Genomic DNA, 18,835 nt, shown 5'->3' with positions numbered 1-18,835 from the left:
GTCGGGGAGCTGGGTCGGGGCGCTCTCGAGGAGGTCGAGCCGGTGGGTCGCCTCCGCGAACCGCAGGTAGGTGTCGACGCTCGCGATGACGACCCGCGCGTCGAGGGTGAGCAGCTCGATCCCGAGCAGGGAGACGCGGGCGTAGGCGTCGACCACGACGCCCTTGTCCAGCACCATCTCGACGACGTCGGCGAGGCCGCTCGGTGCGGGTCGTTCGAGGTAGCCGCCGCTCATCGGACGAGCCTGCGCCGGGTCACTTCAGTCGCAGCGTGCCGGTGAGCCTGATGTCCCGAGAGGACGAGCCGACGTAGATGGGCACGCGGCCCTTCGGCGTGACCCATCGGCCGCCCTGGCGGTTGTCGGCGACCTTCCAGTACGCCATGAGCCGGTCGCTTCTCCCCGTTCGAACCGGGATCCGCACGGTGGTGCTGCGTCCGGGCCTGAGCGTCACCCGCGCCCAGCCCACGAGCTGGCGTGGGGGCGTGGACGCCGCGTTCGGAAGGCGGCCGTGGTAGACCTGCACGACCTCGGTCCCGGTCCTCCTGCCCGTGTTGCGGAGCCGCACCGACACTCGTCCGTCGACGGAGCCCCGGGGGTTGCGGACCGTGAGTCGGGAGTAGCCGAACGAGGTGTACGACAGGCCGTGCCCGAACGGGAAACGGGGACGCAGGCGCCGGGCGTCGTAGCCCCGGTAGCCCACGTTGACGCCCTCGCGGAAGATCGTCGTGGGGTTGGGGACGTTGAATTGCAGGGACGGGTTCTCGATGCCGATCTCCTCGGGCTGGGACTCCGAGGCCGGGAACGTCACCGGCAGCTTCCCACCCGGGTTCACGTCGCCGTACAGCACGTCGGCCACCGCCCGTCCCTGCTGCTCGCCGGGGATCCACGCCTCGACCAGCGACCTGACCCTGCCCAACCACGGTGTGAGCACCGGGCCCCCGGTGGTCAGCACCACCACCGTCCTCGGGTTGGCTCGGGCGACGGCGCGGACGAGGCGGTCCTGGTCCTGGGGCAGCTGGAGGGAGTGCAGGTCCGCGGCCTCGCCCTCCAGGGTCGAAACCACCACCACGGCGACATCCGCCTGCGCGGCCGCCTGGACGGCGTCGAGGATCTGCGGGGACGCCTCGGCCGACGGCGGCTCCCATGCGAGCCGCACGGTCGGTCCGGGCACGTCGGCGCCGCAGCACTGACCGGGGGCGTCGGGCTGGTAGGTCAACCGGAGGTCGTACTCCTGTCCTGCTTCGAGGCGGACGGGCTCGAGGTGGTCCTGGAGACCGACCTGGTCCCGGGCCACCAGGGTCTCCCCGTCGACGCTGAGTCGGAACGTCCCCATGCCGCGGACCCCGAGCCGGTAGGTCCCGGTCACGGCCGGGGTCAGCGTGCCCTCGTACAGCGCGGTCATGGGCTGCACCGCGAACGGGAGGGGGATCAGCGGGGCCGGGCTCGGGTTGAGGCCGAAGAACCCGATCAGCCCGCCCGTGCCGGTGCGGTGGTTGACCTGGTCCTCGACACGGACCAGGTCGGCTCCGCGCGGGTCGTCCCCTCGGAACCCGAGGAAGTAGGAGGCGCGGAGTCCCCGCTGGCCGCCGTCGGCCCCGGGCGGGCTGAGGACGCCCGAGGGCACGGGCGCGGCACCGCCGAGGGTGTCGCCGTACCGGGTGGTGTCGCCACCCGGACGGTAGGTGACCTGCGCGGCGGAGCGCGCGGTCACACCGTCGACGATGGTGCTGAGCCGTCCGGGGTTCGGCACCGACGGACTGCCGAACATGTCGATGTACCGGTCGGCGTCGGGCCCGATCAGCGCGACCGAGTCGTTCGGCGACAGCGGGAGCAGGCCGGCGCTGTTCTTGAGCAGCACCGCACCTTGGCCGGCGACCCGGCGGGCGAGCCGCGCGCCCTCGTCGAGCATGAAGGCCGGGACGACGCCTCCGGGTACGTCCTGGGAGGGAACGGTCAGCGTGCCGGGCGGAGGGTTGTCGATGACGCCCTGCGCGAAGAACGTGCGCAGGATGCGGTGCACCATGTCCTCGAAGCGGCGCTCGCTGAGGGTCCCGTCGGCCAGTGCCTGCTCCACCGAGTCGCTGCCGAGGTCGGGAGCGCAGATGTCGACGCCGTGGGTGTAGGCGGTGTAGTCGGGGCAGGCGTTGAAGTCGGAGGACACCCAGCCGGGGAACTTCCACGCCCGCTTCAGGATGTCCTCGAGGAGGTGGTCGTTCGCGCAGGCGTACTCGCCGTTGACCTGCTGGAAGGCGCACATCACGGCGCCCGGGTCCGCGCTCTTGACGATGTGCTCCCACGGTCGGGCGTAGATCTCGTGCAGCGCCCGCTCGGGGATGACCTGGTTGACGCCTTGGCGAGACGTCTCCTGGTGGTTGCCCACGTAGTGCTTGGCCAGCGAGTAGACGCCGGGCTGCTGCTGCACCCCTTCGACCACCGCTGCGGGAAGACGCCCGGCCAGCAGGGGGTCCTCGCTGAACGACTCGCCGCGGCGACCGAAGTGCGGGGTGCGGATCAGGTCCGAGGTCGGGGCGGTCACTCCGGCGAATCCGGTGCGCCAGGCCTCGCGTCCGATCTGCAGGCCGTACCGGCGTGCGAGCTGCTGGCTGAAGGTCGCTGCCAGCGAGATGCTCTTCGGCAGTCCCGTGGTGGGCGTCTGGGCGGAGTCGGCCAGGCTGACGCCGCAGCAGCCGTCCTTCTCCTTGCGCGCGGGCACCCCCAGCTCGGGGATCGGGGTGGAGGGGTTGGCCTCGAAGAGCTGGAGCTTCTCCTCGCGGGTCATCACCGCGGCGAGGCGATCGGCCCTCTGGTCGGGCGACAGGTCGGCGGCCAGCCAGGCCCGGTCGGCCCGGCCCGCCCGGTCCGGGCTCGAGGAGGACAGGGCGCCGGGCGAGGCGGCGGGCTCGCCGGCAGCCGGTGGCGCCGAGAGCATCGCCGCCAGCAGGGCCGGCACGACCAGCCCTGCCGTGAGAAGCGCTGTGGTCTTCGCGGCCGGTCGCATCATGCGACTCCCTCCCGAGCGGGGATGTTGGCGTGATCCAGATCACGCCGAGCGCGGCGACGTTAGGACGTACGGGCGCCCGGTGGTGGCGATGGGTGCTCCAGTACTCGTAATTGGGTAGGCGAGCGTCCCGGTCATCGACACCGCGGTGGACCCGGCCCGGTCGATCCGGCTGACTCGGTTCGCAGGAGGTGACGCCATCGCCCAGTCATGGCTGTTCGTGCCCACTCCGGTCATGGGCGCAGGCGGCGAACAGACGTAACGCCGCCGGTCACTGCTGAACGCGTGGCCCTGTCGATCTCGCGAACATTCCGATCGACGGTTCCGAGCCCCTTGGGAAGGGCGGCTGGCGTCCGCAGAGCCGATGCACTGACCCATGAGGACGGGACGTCGATCACCTCCACCGATCCCAGCCACGACGCGGTCGCGTGAGCTTGCGACGCAGCCGATCCGAAGCCGTCTGCGATCGTCGCCCCGTGACCCGCAAAGCGATCCTCTTCCACGGAACCGGCGCGCACCCCGACGTCCTGTGGCTGCCATGGCTCCGCAAGCGGTTGACCGAGCGCGGCTACTCCGTCGAGGCGCGGCACTACCGTGACCTCAACTCGGAGCCCATCGCGACGTTCTTGCCCAAGGTGCTCGCCAACCACACGTTCGATGCAGACACCGTGCTGGTCGGCCACTCAGGCGGCGCAGCGCTGTTGCTCGCCGTCCTGGAGAAGATCGACACGAAGGTCGACCAGGCCATCCTCGTCGCCGGCTACTGCACTCAGCCCAACGCCGAGGAGGAGCCCGTGCTGCAGGACGACTACGACTGGGCAGCGATCCGAGCCCATGTCCGCGACCTCTACTTCATCAACTCGCGCCAGGACCCCTACGGCTGCGACGACAACCAAGGGCGCGCCATGTTCGAGCGGCTCGGCGGCACCCAGATCGTTCGGGATGACGGCCACTTCGGTGACATGGACCAGGAGTACGCCTCGTTCGAACTCCTCGACAGGCTGATCGACTGACCGCGGCCCCCTGGACACACCCGGGCCGAGGGCGTCCGGCTGCTCGCTCCCGGCTCCTCCCTCACGGTCACGTGTGTGCGCGCCTACGAACGCCGACAGGCGGCGGAAAGACGCACCCATCGCGATCGTCCGGCATGCGGACTCCTGACTTCCAACTAGCGCGTTCGCTACAAGTCGGAACTCGTGAGCGGTGAGCCGTTCATGCAGATGCTTGAATGTGCTCACGGGCAACGCGTCCGCTTCTCCCTTCCGACCCATCGCCGTAAGGCAGGCTAGGCGTCGAGTGTTCTTTGGCTCAGTGCGAGACCACCCTGGAACCGCTCATGACCCGAGAGGCGGCACAGATGCCCCAAACCCAACTAAAGGTAGACGTCACCGAATCGGACCGCGCCCGGCTGGCGGAACTGCTGGGTGAGACAAACGTCGACCGAACCATCCAACTGATCTTGACTGCTGGCGCGGCCGAAGCAATCGCCTACGCCACAGGGGCAGCCGTGTTTTCCACCATGACGGACCTGCGCATGTACCGGGTCTACCGTCTCCTCGTGGCCGGCATGACCATGGACGAATCAGAAACGCTAGTCGCCACGCTGTTCAAGCTCACGGACGCCGGCGCCAGGCGGGTCGTCGCATCAACCCTTGCTCGATACCGCTACGAACTCGATTCGCTCGCCACGTCAGCACTACGTGACCGTCTCGAGCACCCGTCATGGGATCCGGAGGCCGAGCGCTGGGAGATCATGCTCCCCGCAGGTTTCGTACGTGAACGGGCCCAGCGGATGTGGCGTGCCGGCGACAAACCCAACCCCGAATCCAAACGCGGCGCGGTATGGGCGTTCCCCACCGAAACTCTTAACGGTCTGCGTTCCCAGCTCGGGCTTAACGAAGTCACTGAGCCCGAATGAAGAAGCCGGTCGACGGCCTCGACGACCACATCACCGACGCATTCTCGGTGGTCAGCCTTCTCATCGCCATCGTCGCGGCGTACCTTGCCGCTATCTGGCCCGTCGTCACCGAACTACTCAACCGTCCGAGGCCGGACGTGGCAGCAGACAGGCGCCAGCTCGCTCAACGATGCAGCGCATACCGCTGGATCGCGTGGGGACTTACGCTCGCCGGGGGAGCTGTAGCGGCCATCATGCTGCCCCTCGTCGCCGACGTCGTGAACGCAATCGACACCTCTGAAGCCTTCAGCACTCTCCGCGCAAGTGTCCTGGTGTTCTTCATCCTGCTTGTTGGCGCCGTAGTCACCGCCGGAGTAATCGCGAGCAGGCTCGGCAAGCGCGCTAGCAAGCTGCGATGACGCACCTGTCTTGCGCGGGCTGTCGAGGCGTCGCCCGCCTATCCGCATCTTCGACGACTGGATGCGGGTACGCGGGTGTCAGGCGGCGGAATGACGCGGCTTGTGATTCAGGCGTGCGGGTCGCTCTGCCGCGTCGCACCTCGGAGTCCGTCTACCGGGAAGAACCCGTACCTGCCGTGCTCCCGCGCCGTGAAGACGATCTCCACCGTCTGGTCGTCCAGCGCCTCGGTCGGGTCGGTGTTCTCCATGACGATGACCTGACCCGTCGCCTGCCGCTGGATATCGCGATAGAAGCCATCGACCACGTGTCGGGGCGGCTCGCCGTCGGCCAGTGGGTCTTGGTCCGGTGGCCGGTAGGTCAGCACCGGCGTGTCAAGCACCACGAAACCCGGGTGCGGAATCTCCCGGTCAGTGCAGTACTTCGCCAGGCTCAGCGTGAACGCAGCGTGCAGGATGGCACGAACGCCCTTACCGTGTGACGACCTCAGCTGGTCTCCTGCCACGACATCCTGCGACAGCGCGTCGTAGCGCACCTCGTTTGGCGTGGGGAACCCCCACGCTGCGAGGCGCTCTGCCAACTCGCCCGAGAACTCGCGCTGAGCCCGCAGGCTCACGCTCGCCGCAACAGCAGCTGTCTCAGCGGTGGACTCGTCCACGACGATGCGCTTCATCTTCTCAAGCGTCTCCACCTGGTCATACAGACTCAAGGACCGCTCGATGGATGCCCGCTTGCCGAGGAGTTGCTTGAGCTCGCTGTTGTCCGAGGCCAGCAACTCCTCGAGTTCGGCCAGGCCCGCCTCGAGTTCCTTGCGCGACGCGTCCGACCGGGTGGCGAGTCGTCGGAGTTCCTCACGCCGGTCGTTAACATCGGCAATTGTGGCTTGAAGGTCGTTAGCAAGCACACGAGTGCGTCGGGCCTGCTCATCGACGGCGGCACCGAAGCTGGTTGTGTCTCCCTCACAAGCCGTGTTCTTGTGTTGGTTCGCGGGCTCGGCACCACAGAAGACGCAGGTGCCGGCCGTGAAGTAGCCGAGCAGCATGCCGGTCTCTCGCACCGTGGCGAGACGGGCGAGGTCAGAGGCGTACCGCTTACTAAGGAGGTCGAATCGGTTCTTGAGCGCGTTCGTGTCGCCCCACTCCGCCTCGTATGCGGCAAACTGCTTCTGTTGGTCACCAAGTTGTTTCGTCACGGAGGCACGGCGCTCAACCAGCTGGCTAACGGAGCCGCTCCGCTGGTCAATCGAGGCGTTGAGCCTGGCCAGCTGGTCGCGCAGGTCAGAGGCCTCAAGCGTACCGGATAGTTGCGCCTCAAGCTCACGGAGCAGCCGGTCAACGACGTCGACTTTGGCGTTGCTGAGCTTCGCCAACTCAGACCTCGACTCGACGGGAATCAGACTTGAGTCATCCTCGTCCTGAAGGAATACCTTTAGGACGGACATCTCCTTCGTCTTCGTAACGTAACTTCCGGTCAGCGCTGGCGGCACATCGGCTTGCATCTGCGTCTCATCAACTACGCACAGGTGGGCGACGTTGCGAAAACTCAGGCTGTCCGTCTCGTTCCGCGCATTCTTCCGAACCTTGCGCCCGTCGAGCCCGATGGCGTTCAGCAGGTACCGAGAGACGTTTCCTAGCGCAACCGGGTTGTGCTTCGCCGCCAACGTGTCGTCTGGAACACCGAGCGGACCCTCTCGCACATCTGCGTAGTAAACGCCGAAGTTGCCGCCGTCTACCGACCGACTCAGGGTGACTACGGTTGTGTCCGGTAACTCGAGCCCAAGTAGCACCGTCGAGTAGCCCTCGCGTTCGGGAATCTCCTTCAGCGCGTTCGCGCCCAGCATGAAGTCGACGGCGTCGACGATGAACGACTTGCCGGTATCCGAAGGACCGCGCACGAGCGTCACTGCCGGGCCGAATGCGACGCTCGCGGGCTCGACGTTCTTACCGATGAAGGTCAGGTGAAGGAGTCTCAGCTGGAGCATGGTCAGTACAACTCTTCCTCGGCGACCGGCGTGAACTCTTCCGACCAGTGCTTCGCGACCGACGACAGTGCTGATCGGAGCGACTGCTCGTCAAGCGTGCCGAAATGGGCGACGACCCAAGCGGCGCGGGAGTGGAGCTGGCTCGCGTACTCCGTTTCCAGCAGATTGGTGAATCCGTCGGCCGACTCGCTGGCCCAGAACTCGATACCGCCATCACCCACGCCAGCCTGCGCGAGCTCGGCCCGAACCATAACCTCCAAGCCCGCCTCGATCGCCTCACGCTTGATGCCGAGTTCACCGGCACGAATTGGGACGGCCGGATGAAGGCTTTCCGGCCCCCCGAGATCGGCACTGTGCAGCAAGGAGTGGTCGAGTAGAACAAGCTGATTCAGGTCCAAGTGCTGCGGGAAAGCCTCCTGCAGCAGCATCAACACCCGCAGGCCGACTTCGAGAGGGCTGTTGAGCGGCTTCACGACTGCTCCTGTGGGATCCAGGTCATACGTTCGTCGTTGGCCAACTGGTGGCAGATGCCTCTCCGGGCCTGCGGAGCGGCCCACGACACCAAGGGATGCGAACTCAAGTCGACGACCGTCGAGTGCTCAAGCACCGCCGTCAGACGCTTCATGCCCGAGTCGTGCTGCGCCGCAGCAGTCTCAATCACACCGTCATAAACGTCATCCTGAAGTCTCTCGAAAGTGCCGTCGGGCACCGCGTCCCGCGCGTCCATCCGAACGGACTCGGCGGCGTAGAACGAATACCTCTGCCGTTTGAAATGCTCGCCGAAGGTCGGGTGCGCCCCGAAGGTGCTCGCGTCGGAGAGGTCATTCGCGCAGCCCTCGGCATAGACCTTGCGCAACTCCGAGATGTAGGTGACCTCGTGCTCTCCGAACTCATCCGGCGGCTCAGAGAACGGCGACGGCGACGGCAGGTAGGCACCGCCAAAGCGTGCCACGTAGTGCGGAGTTTTCTTGTGCGTGTCAAGGGCCTCGTGCAGTTCCACCGACCTAAACATGGAGAAGTCGGTCCCCTGCGCCAGGTCACGCACTCGGGCCAACGTCTTCGCGTCGATGCCCTTCACCAAAGACTGGCCGTCCGCCACCGCCTCGAGGAACCTCTTCCGAAGTTTCGACGGCTTGCTCAGCAACCGGTTCAGCGTGGTGCTGCAGCCCTTCGGCGCGAGGAACCTGTACGTGTCGGGCATGACGTAGTCACCGGCGACCACATGCAAGAAGACCTTGAGCACTTCCGGCCACGCGTCTGAGGGCCCAATCGGACCGGCGTAGTGCTTGCCTTGGAAGCAGTCCCACGGACCTTCCAACTGCTGGTCGGACTTGAAGCCGGCGACATCGATACCTTCGTCGCCGCTACCGCCGAGCCGCTTGACCTGGACGTAGGTCTCGTCTAGCCCGAGGGACCATTCCTTGATGAACTCCTCCCACTCACCGCTGGAGTAGAAGAAGACGCGATGAGCAGGCGGAACCGGAGGTCCAGCGAGAATGAGCGGTGGGCAGGCTGATGGCTCGGGTAGATCTGAGAGGACCACTGCTGCCGTCGAAGCAGTCACCCCCCAGCACCCTTTCGCGTCATCAACCGTTGCTGGTTCAGCATTCTAGAGGGACGCGCCCTGCCGCGCGGGATGTTCGCGCCGATCGCCGCGCCCGACCGCAAGCCACGATCCTCTGTGGTCGCGTCTATCTGGGCGGAAGGGGCGCCCCCAGTGGGCGGGATGGGCATGGCGACCGACCTGGCAACAGTCCAGCCGGGCCTGTGGGGCCGAGACGGGCGGAGAGCCCAGTTGCGAGGGTCGAGCAGGCAGGCCAGCGCGAGTGCCGATCTCCGACACCGCGGGTGGGTGCGATCGGTCGCCGGTCAGCGCGGCGAGACCTGGAAGACGGGCCAGCCGATCTCGGTGCGCCAGGCAGACGGGTCGGGGGTGTCACGCGGGCCGACGAGGTAGGCCTCCCGGACCGGTCCGGCCACCGCGAGCGCGTTGGTGACCACCCAGGCGCCGACCTCGCCGTAGGTGACGTCGATGTCGTCGTGCGGGCCGACGTGGGTGGCGACGGCCAGCTCGACGGCGGGGAGGGTGACCGGACGCACGCGGCCGAGGCTTGCGGGGCGGGGCGTGGGGCGGTGCACGAGGACGTGCCCCCGGCCGACCTCGAAGAGAGCGTTGTCGTACAGCCCTCCCGGCGGGCCGTCCGGGTCCGCGACCGCCGCGTCCAGCTCGGCCCTCGCACCGGCGTACCAGGCGAGCACCTCGTCGAGCTCGACGTCGCCCTCGACGGCGGCGACCGTGGTCACCGGGACCGAGCGCAGCTCCACGTGCACGGGCGCCGGCTCCGGGGCCAGCAACCTGCGCAGCGACGCGACCGCGACGCGGGTGCGATCGAGCTCGGCCTCGAGGCGCCGCAGGTGGTCGGCGACGAGGGCGGCACGGGCCGCGGGGTCGGGGGAGCGAAGGATGCGCCGGACGTCGGGCAGCGGCACGTCGAGCTCGCGCAGCCGGTGGATGACCTGCGCGGTGGGGATCTGCTCCGCGGCGTAGTAGCGGTAGCCGGTCGCCTCGTCCACCGTCGCCGGGACGAGGAGGTCGGCCTCGTGGTAGCGGCGGAGCGTGCGCACGCTCAGGTGCGTCAGACGCGAGAACTCGCCGATCGCCAGCACCCTGGCAGTCTCCACCCTCCCCCTGAGGGAGGGTCCAGTGCTTGACCCTCCCGCCTGCGGACGCCGGAGCGTGGCGGCATGTGCACACCGAAGACCATCCGCCCGGACCAGCTGCCCGCCACGATCCGCGCCTACCTCGCGGCCCACGCCGCCGGCGAGGCGGACGCCGCGATCCGCGCCTTCGCCCCCGACGCCCTCGTCGTCGACGACGGCCGCTCCTACCGAGGGACCGCCGAGGTCCTCGCCTTCCTGCGCGGCGCCGGCGCCGAGTTCGACTACACGACCGAGCTGGTCGGCGCCGAGCGCATCGACGCTGCGCACTGGGTGGCCCTCCAGCGCCTCGAGGGCGACTTCCCGGGCGGTGTCGTCGACCTCCGCTACCGGTTCACCCTCGCCGACGACCTCGTCAGCGAGCTCGTCATCGCCCCGTGAGCAGGCACGCCACCCCCGACGTGCGCTCGGGACGGGCTTCCTCGTCACGTCCAGGGTGGGGCGTCAGCGGGACCAGGCCCACTGCGTGACCGTGCGCGCCGGGGTCCAGCCGGTGAAGGTGCCGACGGGGGCGGTGGACTCGACGGAGTGGCGGGTCAGCTCGCCCCCGTGGGTGCGGTAGGCGTCGGCGAGGAGCGACTCGGTCTCCAGCGTGACGCCGTGGACGACCAGCCGGCCCCCGGGGGAGAGGGCGGCGAGGCAGGCGTCCAGGACGCCGGGGCACGTGGCGCCGCCGCCGACGAAGATCGCGTCGGGGAAGGGCAGGTCCGCCAGCGCGTCGGGGGCGCGGCCCTCGACGACGGTGAGTTCGGGGACGCCGAGACGGGCGGCGTTGCGGGCGATGCGGGCGGCGCGCTCCTGGTGTGACTCGACTGCCGTCGTACGGCAGGCGGGGTGGGCGCGCATCCACTCGATGCCGACCGAGCCGGCCCCGGCGCCGACGTCCCAGAGGTGCTGGCCCGGGGCGGGCTGGAGGCGGGCGAGGGCGGAGGCGCGGAGGTCGCGCTTGGTCAGCTGACCGTCGTGCTCGAAGGCGTCGTCGGGCAGCCCGGCGGCCCAGGACGAGGTGCGCCACGAGCCATGGGTGGCGGGCAGCTCGACGGCCAGGACGTGGAGCGCCGGGACGTCGGTGGCGCGGGCGGAGGCCCACTCGGACGCGGTCAGGGCGGTGCGGGACTCCGAGGCAGCGCCGAGGTCGGCGAGGAGGGTGACGGTGGCGTCGGGGTGTCCCGCCTCGGTCAGGAGCTCGCCGACGACGGCGGGGGTCTCAGGGCCGGAGGTGAGCAGCAGGATCCGGCGACCGGGGGCGAGCTCGCGGAGCAGGCGCGCCTCGTGGCGGCCGACGAGGGTGACGGTGACCGACTCCTCGGCCGACCAGCCCATCCGGGCACGGGCCAGCGCGATCGACGAGACGGCAGGGATCACGCGGACGGCAGCGGGACCGAGCAGGCGGACGAGCGTCGTGCCGATGCCGGACACCATCGGGTCGCCGGAGGCCAGCACGACGACGCGCCGGCCGCGGACCTCGTCCAGGAGCGCGGGCAGCCCGTCAGCGAGCGGGGAGGGCCAGGGGAGGCGCTGCTGGCCCGGTACGTCGGGTCGGTCGGCGAGGTGGCGGCGACCGCCGAGCAGGACGTCGGCGTCTTCGACCAGGCCCGCGGCGTACTCGTCCAGGCGCCCGTCCGCGCCGACGCCGACGACCGTGATCACCGGGTCGGTGTCCACGCCGGGCAGGGGTGTCGGGTCGGGCACGGGGCCGGACGCTATCGTCCTCGCACAACGTGAGGTGCCCCTGCGGCCCAACCATCGCCACGCGGTGGGGACGGACAACGGGGAGAATCTGGGAAGCCGGTGAGATTCCGGCACAGGCCCGCTGCGGTGAACCGAGCACTCCGTCAGGAGTGACCCGGCAAGTCCGAAGACCGGCCTCGCGTCGCCATCCATGGCCAAGCGAGCGGGAGCCTCACGTGCCTACGAAGTACCCCTTTTCTGCCGTCGTCGGTTGCGACCACGGCCACGGGAACACCGCCGGAGACGCCGGCGCCGCCCTCGAGCCGATGGGCCTGGCGCTGGTGCTGACGGCCGTCAGCCCGGGAATCGGCGGCGTGCTGGTCCGGGGCGAGAAGGGCACCGCGAAGTCGACGACCGTGCGCGGGTTCGCGGACGTGATGCCGGCGGTCGAGGTGCACGACGGTGACCGGTTCTCCGTCGACCCGGCGGACGCGTCGGCGGTCTCGCCCGACGGCCCGTTCGAGCCCGGTCACCCGAGGCGGACCCGGCCGGTGCGGCTCGTCGAGCTGCCGGTCGGCGCCACCGAGGACCGGCTGCTCGGCTCGATCCAGCTCGAGAAGGCGCTGACCTCCGGCGCGGTCGAGCTCGAGCCCGGACTGCTGGCCCGCGCGCACCGCGGCGTGCTCTACGTCGACGAGGTCAACCTGCTCCACGACCACCTCGTCGACCTGCTTCTCGACGCCGCCGCCACCGGCACGGTCAGCGTCGAGCGCGACGGCATCTCGCTGCACCACGCGGCGCGGTTCGTGCTGATCGGCACCATGAACCCCGAGGAGGGCGAGCTGCGCCCGCAGCTGCTCGACCGGTTCGGCCTCACCGTCGAGGTGGCGTCGCCGCGGGAGCCGGCGCTGCGCGCGGAGGTGGTGCGCCGCCGGCTCGCTTTCGACGCGGACCCGGACGCCTTCGCGGAGCGGTACGCCGCCCGGCAGGCCGACCTGACCCGGCGCATCGCCGACGCCCGCTCGCGGGTCGGCTCGGTCGTGGTCACCGACGCGGCGCTGCTCAAGGTCGCCGAGGTGTGCGCGGCGTTCGAGGTCGACGGCCTGCGCGCCGACATCGTCACCACGCGGACCGCGGCGGCCCACGCCGCCTGGGCCGGCCGCGACCGCGTCACGCTGGCCGACATCCGCGCCGCCGCGCTGCTGGCGCTGCCGCACCGGCGGCGGCGCAACCCGTTCGACGCGCCCGGTCTCGACGAGGACCTGCTCGACCGGGTGCTCGGCGACGAGGAGCTCCCCGAGCCAGAGCCACCCCAGCCGGACCCGTCGCCGGAGCCCCCCGGACCGGGCGACGACGCCGAGGGCGGCCAGGACGGAGGCCCCGAGACCGAGCAGCCGACCGAGCAGCCGACCGAGCAGGCTGAGCAGTCCGAACCGTCCGCGCAGACCGAGCCGGACGCCGAGACCGAGGACCAGCCGGCCGCAGCACCCACCCCGAGCGGCACGGGCGGCGACCAGCCCGCCGCGCGCTCCGGCACGGCGTACCGCCCGCGGCTGCTGACCGTCGACGGCGTCGGCGAGGGCACCCCGGGCCGGCGCAGCCGGGCGCGGGCCACGAGTGGCCGCCGGGTCGGCGCGAGCACCGGGCGGGGCTCGCTGCACCTGGTCGAGACGCTGCGCGCGGCGGCCGAGCGGTCCGCCCGCGCGGGTGCCGGCGCGGCGGGCGGCCGGGTCCGCCTGCAGCCCGCCGACCTGCGCACGGCGGTCCGTGAGGGCCGCGAGGCGAACCTCCTGCTCTTCTGCGTCGACGCCTCCGGCTCGATGGCCGCGCGTCGTCGGATGGAGCAGGTCAAGACCGCGGTGCTCTCGCTGCTGACCGACGCCTACCGGCGGCGCGACAAGGTGGCGATGGTCGGGTTCCGCGGACGCGGGGCCGACCTGCTGCTGCCGCCGACCGGGTCGGTCGAGGTCGCCGCGGCCCTCCTCGACGACCTCCCGGCCGGCGGCCGGACCCCGCTCGCCGAGGGGCTGCTCGAGGCCGAGCGGGTGCTGCGCCGCGAGCGGCTGCGCGACCCGCACCTGCGCCCGCTGCTGGTGCTCGTCACCGACGGCCGCGCCACCGCCGGCCCGGACGCCGTCGACCGCTCCCGCCTCGCGGCCGCGCACCTGGCCGCGCAGGGCGTGCCGAGCGTGGTGGTCGACTGCGAGCAGGGCCCGCTGCGGATGGGGCTGGCGCGCACGCTCGCCGGCCACCTGCGCGCGGAGCACGTGCCGATGGAGCAGGTGAGCGCCGACGGCCTCGTCGAGGTCGTCGCCGGCCGCGCCGACGCCGGTCCCACCCCGGGGCGCGTCGCCTGATGGGCACGCTCGCACCCCTGCTGCCGGGAACCGTCACCCTGGTCGCAGGCGGGCCCGGCGACCCCGGGCTGATGACCGTCGCCGGCCGCGCGGCGGTCGAGCAGGCCGACGTGCTGCTCGTCGACCACCTCGCCCCGCAGGAGGCGCTCGGCTGGGCGCGCCCCGACACCGAGGTGCTCGACGTCGCCAAGCTCCCGCGCGGGCGCACCACCCCGCAGGAACGGATCAACGCGCTGCTCGTCGCCCACGCGCGGGCCGGGCGCCGCGTCGTACGGCTCAAGGGCGGCGACGGGTTCGTCTTCGGCCGCGGCATGGAGGAGGTGCTCGCCTGTGCCGAGGCCGGCGTCGACACCCGCGTGCTGCCCGGCGTCACCTCCGCCGTCGCGGTGCCCGCTCTCGGCGGCATCCCGGTCACCCACCGCGGCGTCGTGCACGGCTTCAGCGTGATCTCCGGGCACGTCCCGCCGGGGCACCCCACCTGCACGCTCGACTACGCCGCGCTGGCCCGCTCCGGCACCACGCTGGTCGTGCTGATGGGCGTCGCCAACCTGGCCGCCATCGCGGGCGAGCTGCTGGCCCACGGCCTGCCAGGAGGTACGCCGGCGGCCGTCGTCGCCCGCGGCGGCCACCCCGACCAGGAGGTGCGCGCCGCGACCCTCGCCACCGTCGCCGACGCCGCGGCCGGCATCGCGCCGCCCGCCGTCACCGTCATCGGCGAGGTCGCCGCCTTCGCCACCCCGACCCGCCAGCTCGAGGAGACCCGCTGATGCCCCAGGGACAGCCGCTGACCGTGCCCGACGACGGGCTCACCACCCGCCAGCGCCGCAACCGACCGCTGCTCATGGTCCACACCGGCGACGGCAAGGGGAAGTCCACTGCCGCCTTCGGCCTCGCGATCCGCGGCTGGAACCAGGGCTGGCGGGTCGGGGTCTTCCAGTTCGTGAAGTCCGCCAAGTGGCGCATCGGCGAGCAGACCGTGCTCGAGCGGCTCGGCGAGCTGCACGAGCAGACCGGCGAGGGCGGGCCCGTCGAGTGGCACAAGATGGGAGCCGGCTGGTCGTGGACCAAGAAGCGGGGCGACGCCGAGGACCACGCCCGCGCCGCGGCCGAGGGCTGGGCCGAGATCAAGCGGCGGCTGGCCGCGGAGGCGCACGACCTCTACGTGCTCGACGAGTTCACCTACCCGATCGCCTGGGGCTGGGTCGACCTCGACGACGTCGTCACCACCCTGCGCGACCGGCCCGGCCGCCAGCACGTCGTCGTCACCGGCCGCCGGGCCGCGTCCGCGCTGCTCGAGGTCGCCGACCTGGTCACCGAGATGGCCAAGGTCAAGCACCCGATGGACGCCGGCCAGAAGGGCCAGCGGGGGATCGAGTGGTGACGCAGTCGCACCTGCCCCGCCTCGTCGTAGCCGCGCCGTCGACCGGCCAGGGCAAGACCACGGTCGCCACCGGCCTCATGGCCGCCCTGCGCGCCCGGGGGCTCGAGGTGTCGGGCCACAAGGTCGGCCCGGACTACATCGATCCCGGCTACCACGCCGTCGCCACCGGTCGTCCCGGCCGCAACCTCGACCCCCACCAGGTCGGCGAGGAGCGGATCGCCCCACTGCTGCTGCACGGCGCCCGCGGCGCCGACGTCGCGGTCGTCGAGGGCGTCATGGGCCTCCACGACGGCCGGCTCGGCACCGACGGGTTCGCGTCCACGGCGCACGTGGCCGCGCTCACCCGCACGCCGGTCGTGCTCGTCGTCGACGTCTCGCGGATGTCGCGGTCGGTCGGTGCGCTGGTGGCCGGCATGGCGGCGTACGACCCGGCGGTGGAGGTGGTCGGCGTCGTCCTCAACCGGGCCGGGTCGGCGCGCAACGTCGAGGAGGTACGCCGCTCGCTGCGCCTACCCGTGCTCGGGGTCGTGCCGCGGGAGGAGTCGCTGGCGACCCCGTCGCGGCACCTCGGCCTGGTGCCCGCCGGCGAGCGCGACGAGGCCGCGGACCTGGTCGCCCGGCTCGGCGAGCACGTCGCGAAGCACGTGGACCTCGACGCCGTGCTCGACGTCGCGCGGTCCGCGCCCGCCCTCGAGGCGGTGCCGTGGGACCCGACCCGGGAGGTCACGCCGGCGGCGGGCGGTCCGGTGGTCGCGGTGGCGGGCGGCCGGGCGTTCACGTTCGCCTACGCCGAGACCGAGGAGCTGCTCGCGGCCGCCGGCTGCCGGGTGGTGCGGTTCGACCCGCTGACCGACCGGTCGCTGCCCGACGGGACGCAGGCGCTGCTGCTCGGCGGCGGCTTCCCCGAGGAGCACGCACGCGAGCTGGCCCGCAACACCGCCCTGCTCGCGCAGGTCCGGGACGCGGTGCGCAGCGGGCTGCCGACGGTGGCGGAGTGCGCCGGGATGCTCTACCTCCTCGACTCCCTCGACGACACCCCGATGGCCGGGGTGATCGGGACGTCGGCCGCGATGTCGGAGCGGCTGGTGCTGCGCTACCCGGTCGCCCGGGCGGTCGGCGACAGCCTGCTGGCCCGGGCCGGGGAGGAGGTGCGCGGGCACGAGTTCCACCGCACCGCGCTGACCCGGGCCGCCCGCGGGTGGACGCCGGCCTGGGAGGTCGACCGCGAGCTCATCGGCGTCGCGTCGCCGACCCTGCACGCGTCGTACCTCCACGTCCACTGGGCCGGGCACCCGCACCTCGCGCAGCGGTTCGCCGAGGCGGCCGCCGCCGCGGTGCCGGTGGCCGCTCCGCCCCTGGCCGCGCCCGAGCCGACTGTCGTCGAGCCGCACGAGCCGGCCGACCCGCTCCTCCACCACGGCGACCGGGAGGTCGGGCCCGGCCTGCTCGACCTCGCGGTCAACGTGCATCCCGAGCCGCGGCCGGCCTGGCTGGAGCGGGCGCTGGCCGAGGGGGTGCGGGCGTCGACGAGCTACCCGGACCCCACGGCCGCCCGCACCGCGATCGCCGAGCTGCACCGCCGGCGGCCCGACGAGGTGCTGGTGACGGCCGGCGCCGCCGAGGCCTTCGAGCTGGTCGCCCGGTGGAAGCAGTGGCGCCACGTGGTCGTCGTGCACCCGCAGTTCACCGAGCCGCACGCCGCGCTCGAGCGCGCGGGGCACCGGGTGACCGTCGTGCACTGCCGGGCCGAGGACGGCTACCGGCTCGACCCCGCCGCCGTGCCCGAGGACGCCGACCTCGTCGTGCTCGGCAACCCGACGAACCCCACCGGCGTGCTGCACCCCGCCGCGGAGATCCTGCGGCTGCGGCGGCCGAAGCGGGTCGTGCTGATCGACGAGGCGTTCATCGACACCGTCGAGGGGGAGCGCGAGTCGTTGGCCAAGGACCGCCGGCGCGGTCTGCTCGTCGTGCGCAGCCTGACCAAGCACTGGTCGCTGCCGGGGATCCGGGTCGGGTACGTCGTCGGCAACGAGCGCAGCATCGCCGGCCTCGCCGCGCGGCAGGTGCCGTGGTCGGTCTCGACGCCGGCGATCCACGCGGCGATCGCCTGCACCGGCCCGGCGGCCGTCGCCGAGGCCGCCCGGCGCGCGGCCCGGATCGCCGGGTGGCGGTCGGTGCTGCTCACCGGCCTCGTCGAGCGCGGCGTCGAGGTCGTGGACTCGCAGGCGTCGTTCGTCCTGGCCCGGCTCGGCTCCGGCACGCGGGAGGCGCTGCGCGAGCGGGGGATCGCGGTGCGCCGCGCAGACACCTTCCCCGGCCTCGACGGCACCTGGGCCCGGATCGCGGTGCGCCCGCCGGAGACCACCGGCCTGCTGCTCGCTGAGCTCGACGGGGTGCTCGACGGGGTGCTCGGCGGGGTGCTGGACCGGGAGCACGCGCCGGCATGAGCCGCTCCCGCGCCGCCGGGCTCCTCCTCGGCTTCGCGCTGGACCGGGCGCTCGGCGACCCGCAGCGGTGGCACCCGGTCGCCGGCCTCGGCCGCCTGGCGGCCCTCTCCGAGCGGGCCCTGTACGCCGACGCGCGGGCGCCCGGCGTCGTGCACACCACGCTGCTGGTCGGCGGCGCCGCGGGGCTCGGCATCGCCGTCGAGCGGGCCACCCGGGACCGTCCCGCGCTGCACGCGGCCGCGACCGCGCTGGCCACCTGGGCGGTGCTGGGTGGGCGCAGCCTCGAGCGCGAGGCGCTGGCCGTCCACGCGCTGCTCGCGGTGGACGACCTGCCGGGGGCCCGGCAGCGGCTGACCCACCTCGTCGGCCGCGACCCCACCGGCCTGCCGCCCGGCGAGGTCGCCCGTGCCGTCGTCGAGTCGGTCGCGGAGAACACCTCCGACGCCGTCACGGCCCCGCTCGCGTGGGGCGCCGCCGCCGGCGTACCCGGCCTGCTCGCGCACCGCGCCGCCAACACCCTCGACGCGATGGTCGGCCACCGCAGCTCCCGCTACGTCCGCTTCGGGTGGGCGTCGGCCCGCCTCGACGACGTGCTCGGCCTGCCGGGGTCGCGCCCGGGCGGGCTGTACGTGCTGGCTGCGGACCCGGCGCGGGCACGCGGGGCGTGGCGGGCCTGGCGGCGCGACGCGCCGGCCCACCCGAGCCCGAACGCGGGCGTCGTGGAGGCGGCCTTCGCCGGGTCGCTCGGGGTCACCCTGGGCGGCACGAACCGGTACGGCGACCGGGTCGAGCAGCGGCCGACTATGGGCAGCGGACGGCCGGTCCGGCCCGGCGACGTGCCGCGGGCGACCGCTCTCGCCCGCCGCGTGGGGTGGCTGGCGGCGCTGGGCGCGGCCACCCATGCGAGCAGGGTCGTGTGCCCGAGGACGCGGCCGAGCGCGTCCTGAGGCACACGACCCCGGTCGGTG

At 72.0% G+C, this 18,835-nt stretch carries 15 protein-coding genes, 1 pseudogene and 1 riboswitch; of the genes and pseudogenes, 9 read left to right on the top strand and 7 right to left on the bottom strand.

Features of this window, described 5'->3' with window-relative positions; all coding sequences use genetic code 11:
- Positions 1 to 48: 48 nt before the first annotated feature.
- Positions 49 to 234, bottom strand: a pseudogene (gene gvpJ, locus G6553_RS22155) (gas vesicle protein GvpJ); the annotation flags it as partial.
- Between the two features lie 19 nt (positions 235 to 253).
- Positions 254 to 3,001, bottom strand: coding sequence for a glycoside hydrolase family 3 C-terminal domain-containing protein (locus G6553_RS10615; protein WP_166192033.1), 2,748 nt, complete (start codon positions 2,999 to 3,001; stop codon positions 254 to 256).
- Between the two features lie 425 nt (positions 3,002 to 3,426).
- On the opposite strand from G6553_RS10615, the gene G6553_RS10610 reads away from it, so the two are divergent.
- The 3 genes from G6553_RS10610 to G6553_RS10600 all read left to right on the top strand — a co-directional run bounded on the left by G6553_RS10610 (position 3,427) and on the right by G6553_RS10600 (position 5,314).
- Positions 3,427 to 4,011: an alpha/beta hydrolase gene (locus tag G6553_RS10610; RefSeq protein WP_347565635.1), complete on the top strand. Its 585-nt coding sequence runs from the start codon at positions 3,427 to 3,429 to the stop codon at positions 4,009 to 4,011.
- Positions 4,012 to 4,334: 323 nt separating this feature from the next.
- Positions 4,335 to 4,916: a hypothetical protein gene (locus G6553_RS10605; protein WP_166192030.1), complete on the top strand. Its 582-nt coding sequence runs from the start codon at positions 4,335 to 4,337 to the stop codon at positions 4,914 to 4,916.
- Positions 4,913 to 5,314: a hypothetical protein gene (locus tag G6553_RS10600; RefSeq protein ID WP_166192027.1), complete on the top strand. Its 402-nt coding sequence runs from the start codon at positions 4,913 to 4,915 to the stop codon at positions 5,312 to 5,314. The genes G6553_RS10605 and G6553_RS10600 overlap by 4 nt, the downstream gene beginning before the upstream one ends.
- 107 nt (positions 5,315 to 5,421) lie before the next feature.
- Here G6553_RS10600 and G6553_RS10595 read toward each other — a convergent pair whose 3' ends face one another.
- The 4 genes from G6553_RS10595 to G6553_RS10580 form a co-directional block, all read right to left on the bottom strand.
- A complete protein-coding gene (locus G6553_RS10595) occupies positions 5,422 to 7,293 on the bottom strand; it encodes a hypothetical protein (RefSeq protein WP_166192024.1) in 1,872 nt (623 codons plus the stop codon).
- A 2-nt stretch (positions 7,294 to 7,295) separates the two neighbouring features.
- On the bottom strand, positions 7,296 to 7,766 hold the full coding sequence (locus tag G6553_RS10590; RefSeq protein ID WP_166192021.1) for an ABC-three component system middle component 2: 471 nt from the start codon (positions 7,764 to 7,766) through the stop codon (positions 7,296 to 7,298).
- Entirely contained in the window at positions 7,763 to 8,857 is a 1,095-nt protein-coding gene (locus G6553_RS10585; protein WP_166192018.1) for an ABC-three component system protein, read from the bottom strand. Before G6553_RS10585 ends, G6553_RS10590 begins: the two co-directional genes overlap by 4 nt.
- A 305-nt stretch (positions 8,858 to 9,162) precedes the next feature.
- Entirely contained in the window at positions 9,163 to 9,975 is an 813-nt protein-coding gene (locus G6553_RS10580; RefSeq protein WP_347565634.1) for a MerR family transcriptional regulator, read from the bottom strand.
- A 63-nt stretch (positions 9,976 to 10,038) separates the two neighbouring features.
- Here G6553_RS10580 and G6553_RS10575 point away from each other — a divergent pair, with 63 nt between their 5' ends.
- Entirely contained in the window at positions 10,039 to 10,392 is a 354-nt protein-coding gene (locus G6553_RS10575; RefSeq protein ID WP_166192015.1) for a nuclear transport factor 2 family protein, read from the top strand.
- Between the two features lie 63 nt (positions 10,393 to 10,455).
- On the opposite strand, the gene cbiE is transcribed toward G6553_RS10575, so the two are convergent.
- Positions 10,456 to 11,703: a precorrin-6y C5,15-methyltransferase (decarboxylating) subunit CbiE gene (cbiE, locus tag G6553_RS10570; protein WP_347565633.1), complete on the bottom strand. Its 1,248-nt coding sequence runs from the start codon at positions 11,701 to 11,703 to the stop codon at positions 10,456 to 10,458.
- Positions 11,704 to 11,748: 45 nt separating this feature from the next.
- Positions 11,749 to 11,897, top strand: a riboswitch (cobalamin riboswitch).
- A 21-nt stretch (positions 11,898 to 11,918) separates the two neighbouring features.
- On the opposite strand from cbiE, the gene G6553_RS10565 reads away from it, so the two are divergent.
- The 5 genes from G6553_RS10565 to G6553_RS10550 are packed head-to-tail and all read left to right on the top strand — an operon-like array spanning position 11,919 to position 18,814.
- Positions 11,919 to 14,039, top strand: a complete 2,121-nt coding sequence (locus G6553_RS10565) for a VWA domain-containing protein (protein WP_347565632.1) — start codon at positions 11,919 to 11,921, stop codon at positions 14,037 to 14,039.
- Positions 14,039 to 14,806, top strand: a complete 768-nt coding sequence (cobA, locus tag G6553_RS10560; protein ID WP_166192012.1) for a uroporphyrinogen-III C-methyltransferase — start codon at positions 14,039 to 14,041, stop codon at positions 14,804 to 14,806. Before G6553_RS10565 ends, cobA begins: the two co-directional genes overlap by 1 nt.
- Complete coding sequence (cobO, locus tag G6553_RS20695; protein ID WP_207619615.1) at positions 14,806 to 15,420, top strand: cob(I)yrinic acid a,c-diamide adenosyltransferase; 615 nt, start codon at positions 14,806 to 14,808, stop codon at positions 15,418 to 15,420. Before cobA ends, cobO begins: the two co-directional genes overlap by 1 nt.
- On the top strand, positions 15,417 to 17,867 hold the full coding sequence (locus G6553_RS10555; RefSeq protein ID WP_347565631.1) for a cobyrinate a,c-diamide synthase: 2,451 nt from the start codon (positions 15,417 to 15,419) through the stop codon (positions 17,865 to 17,867). The genes cobO and G6553_RS10555 overlap by 4 nt, the downstream gene beginning before the upstream one ends.
- Positions 17,864 to 18,814, top strand: coding sequence for a cobalamin biosynthesis protein (locus G6553_RS10550; protein WP_166192009.1), 951 nt, complete (start codon positions 17,864 to 17,866; stop codon positions 18,812 to 18,814). The genes G6553_RS10555 and G6553_RS10550 overlap by 4 nt, the downstream gene beginning before the upstream one ends.
- Positions 18,815 to 18,835: the final 21 nt, after the last annotated feature.

The organism is Nocardioides sp. IC4_145, from assembly GCF_011250565.1.
GTDB lineage: Bacteria > Actinomycetota > Actinomycetes > Propionibacteriales > Nocardioidaceae > Nocardioides.
This window is presented reverse-complemented; position numbering and strand designations above follow the sequence as displayed.

Excerpts from the sequence above, each read along its gene's own strand:
- G6553_RS10615 (WP_166192033.1), bottom strand. The coding sequence starts at position 3,001 with ATGATGCGACCGGCCGCGAAGACCACAGCGCTTCTCACGGCAGGGCTG.
- G6553_RS10605 (WP_166192030.1), top strand. The coding sequence starts at position 4,335 with ATGACCCGAGAGGCGGCACAGATGCCCCAAACCCAACTAAAGGTAGAC.
- G6553_RS10600 (WP_166192027.1), top strand. The coding sequence starts at position 4,913 with ATGAAGAAGCCGGTCGACGGCCTCGACGACCACATCACCGACGCATTC.
- G6553_RS10595 (WP_166192024.1), bottom strand. The coding sequence starts at position 7,293 with ATGCTCCAGCTGAGACTCCTTCACCTGACCTTCATCGGTAAGAACGTC.
- G6553_RS10575 (WP_166192015.1), top strand. The coding sequence starts at position 10,039 with ATGTGCACACCGAAGACCATCCGCCCGGACCAGCTGCCCGCCACGATC.
- cobA (WP_166192012.1), top strand. The coding sequence starts at position 14,039 with ATGGGCACGCTCGCACCCCTGCTGCCGGGAACCGTCACCCTGGTCGCA.
- cobO (WP_207619615.1), top strand. The coding sequence starts at position 14,806 with ATGCCCCAGGGACAGCCGCTGACCGTGCCCGACGACGGGCTCACCACC.
- G6553_RS10550 (WP_166192009.1), top strand. The coding sequence starts at position 17,864 with ATGAGCCGCTCCCGCGCCGCCGGGCTCCTCCTCGGCTTCGCGCTGGAC.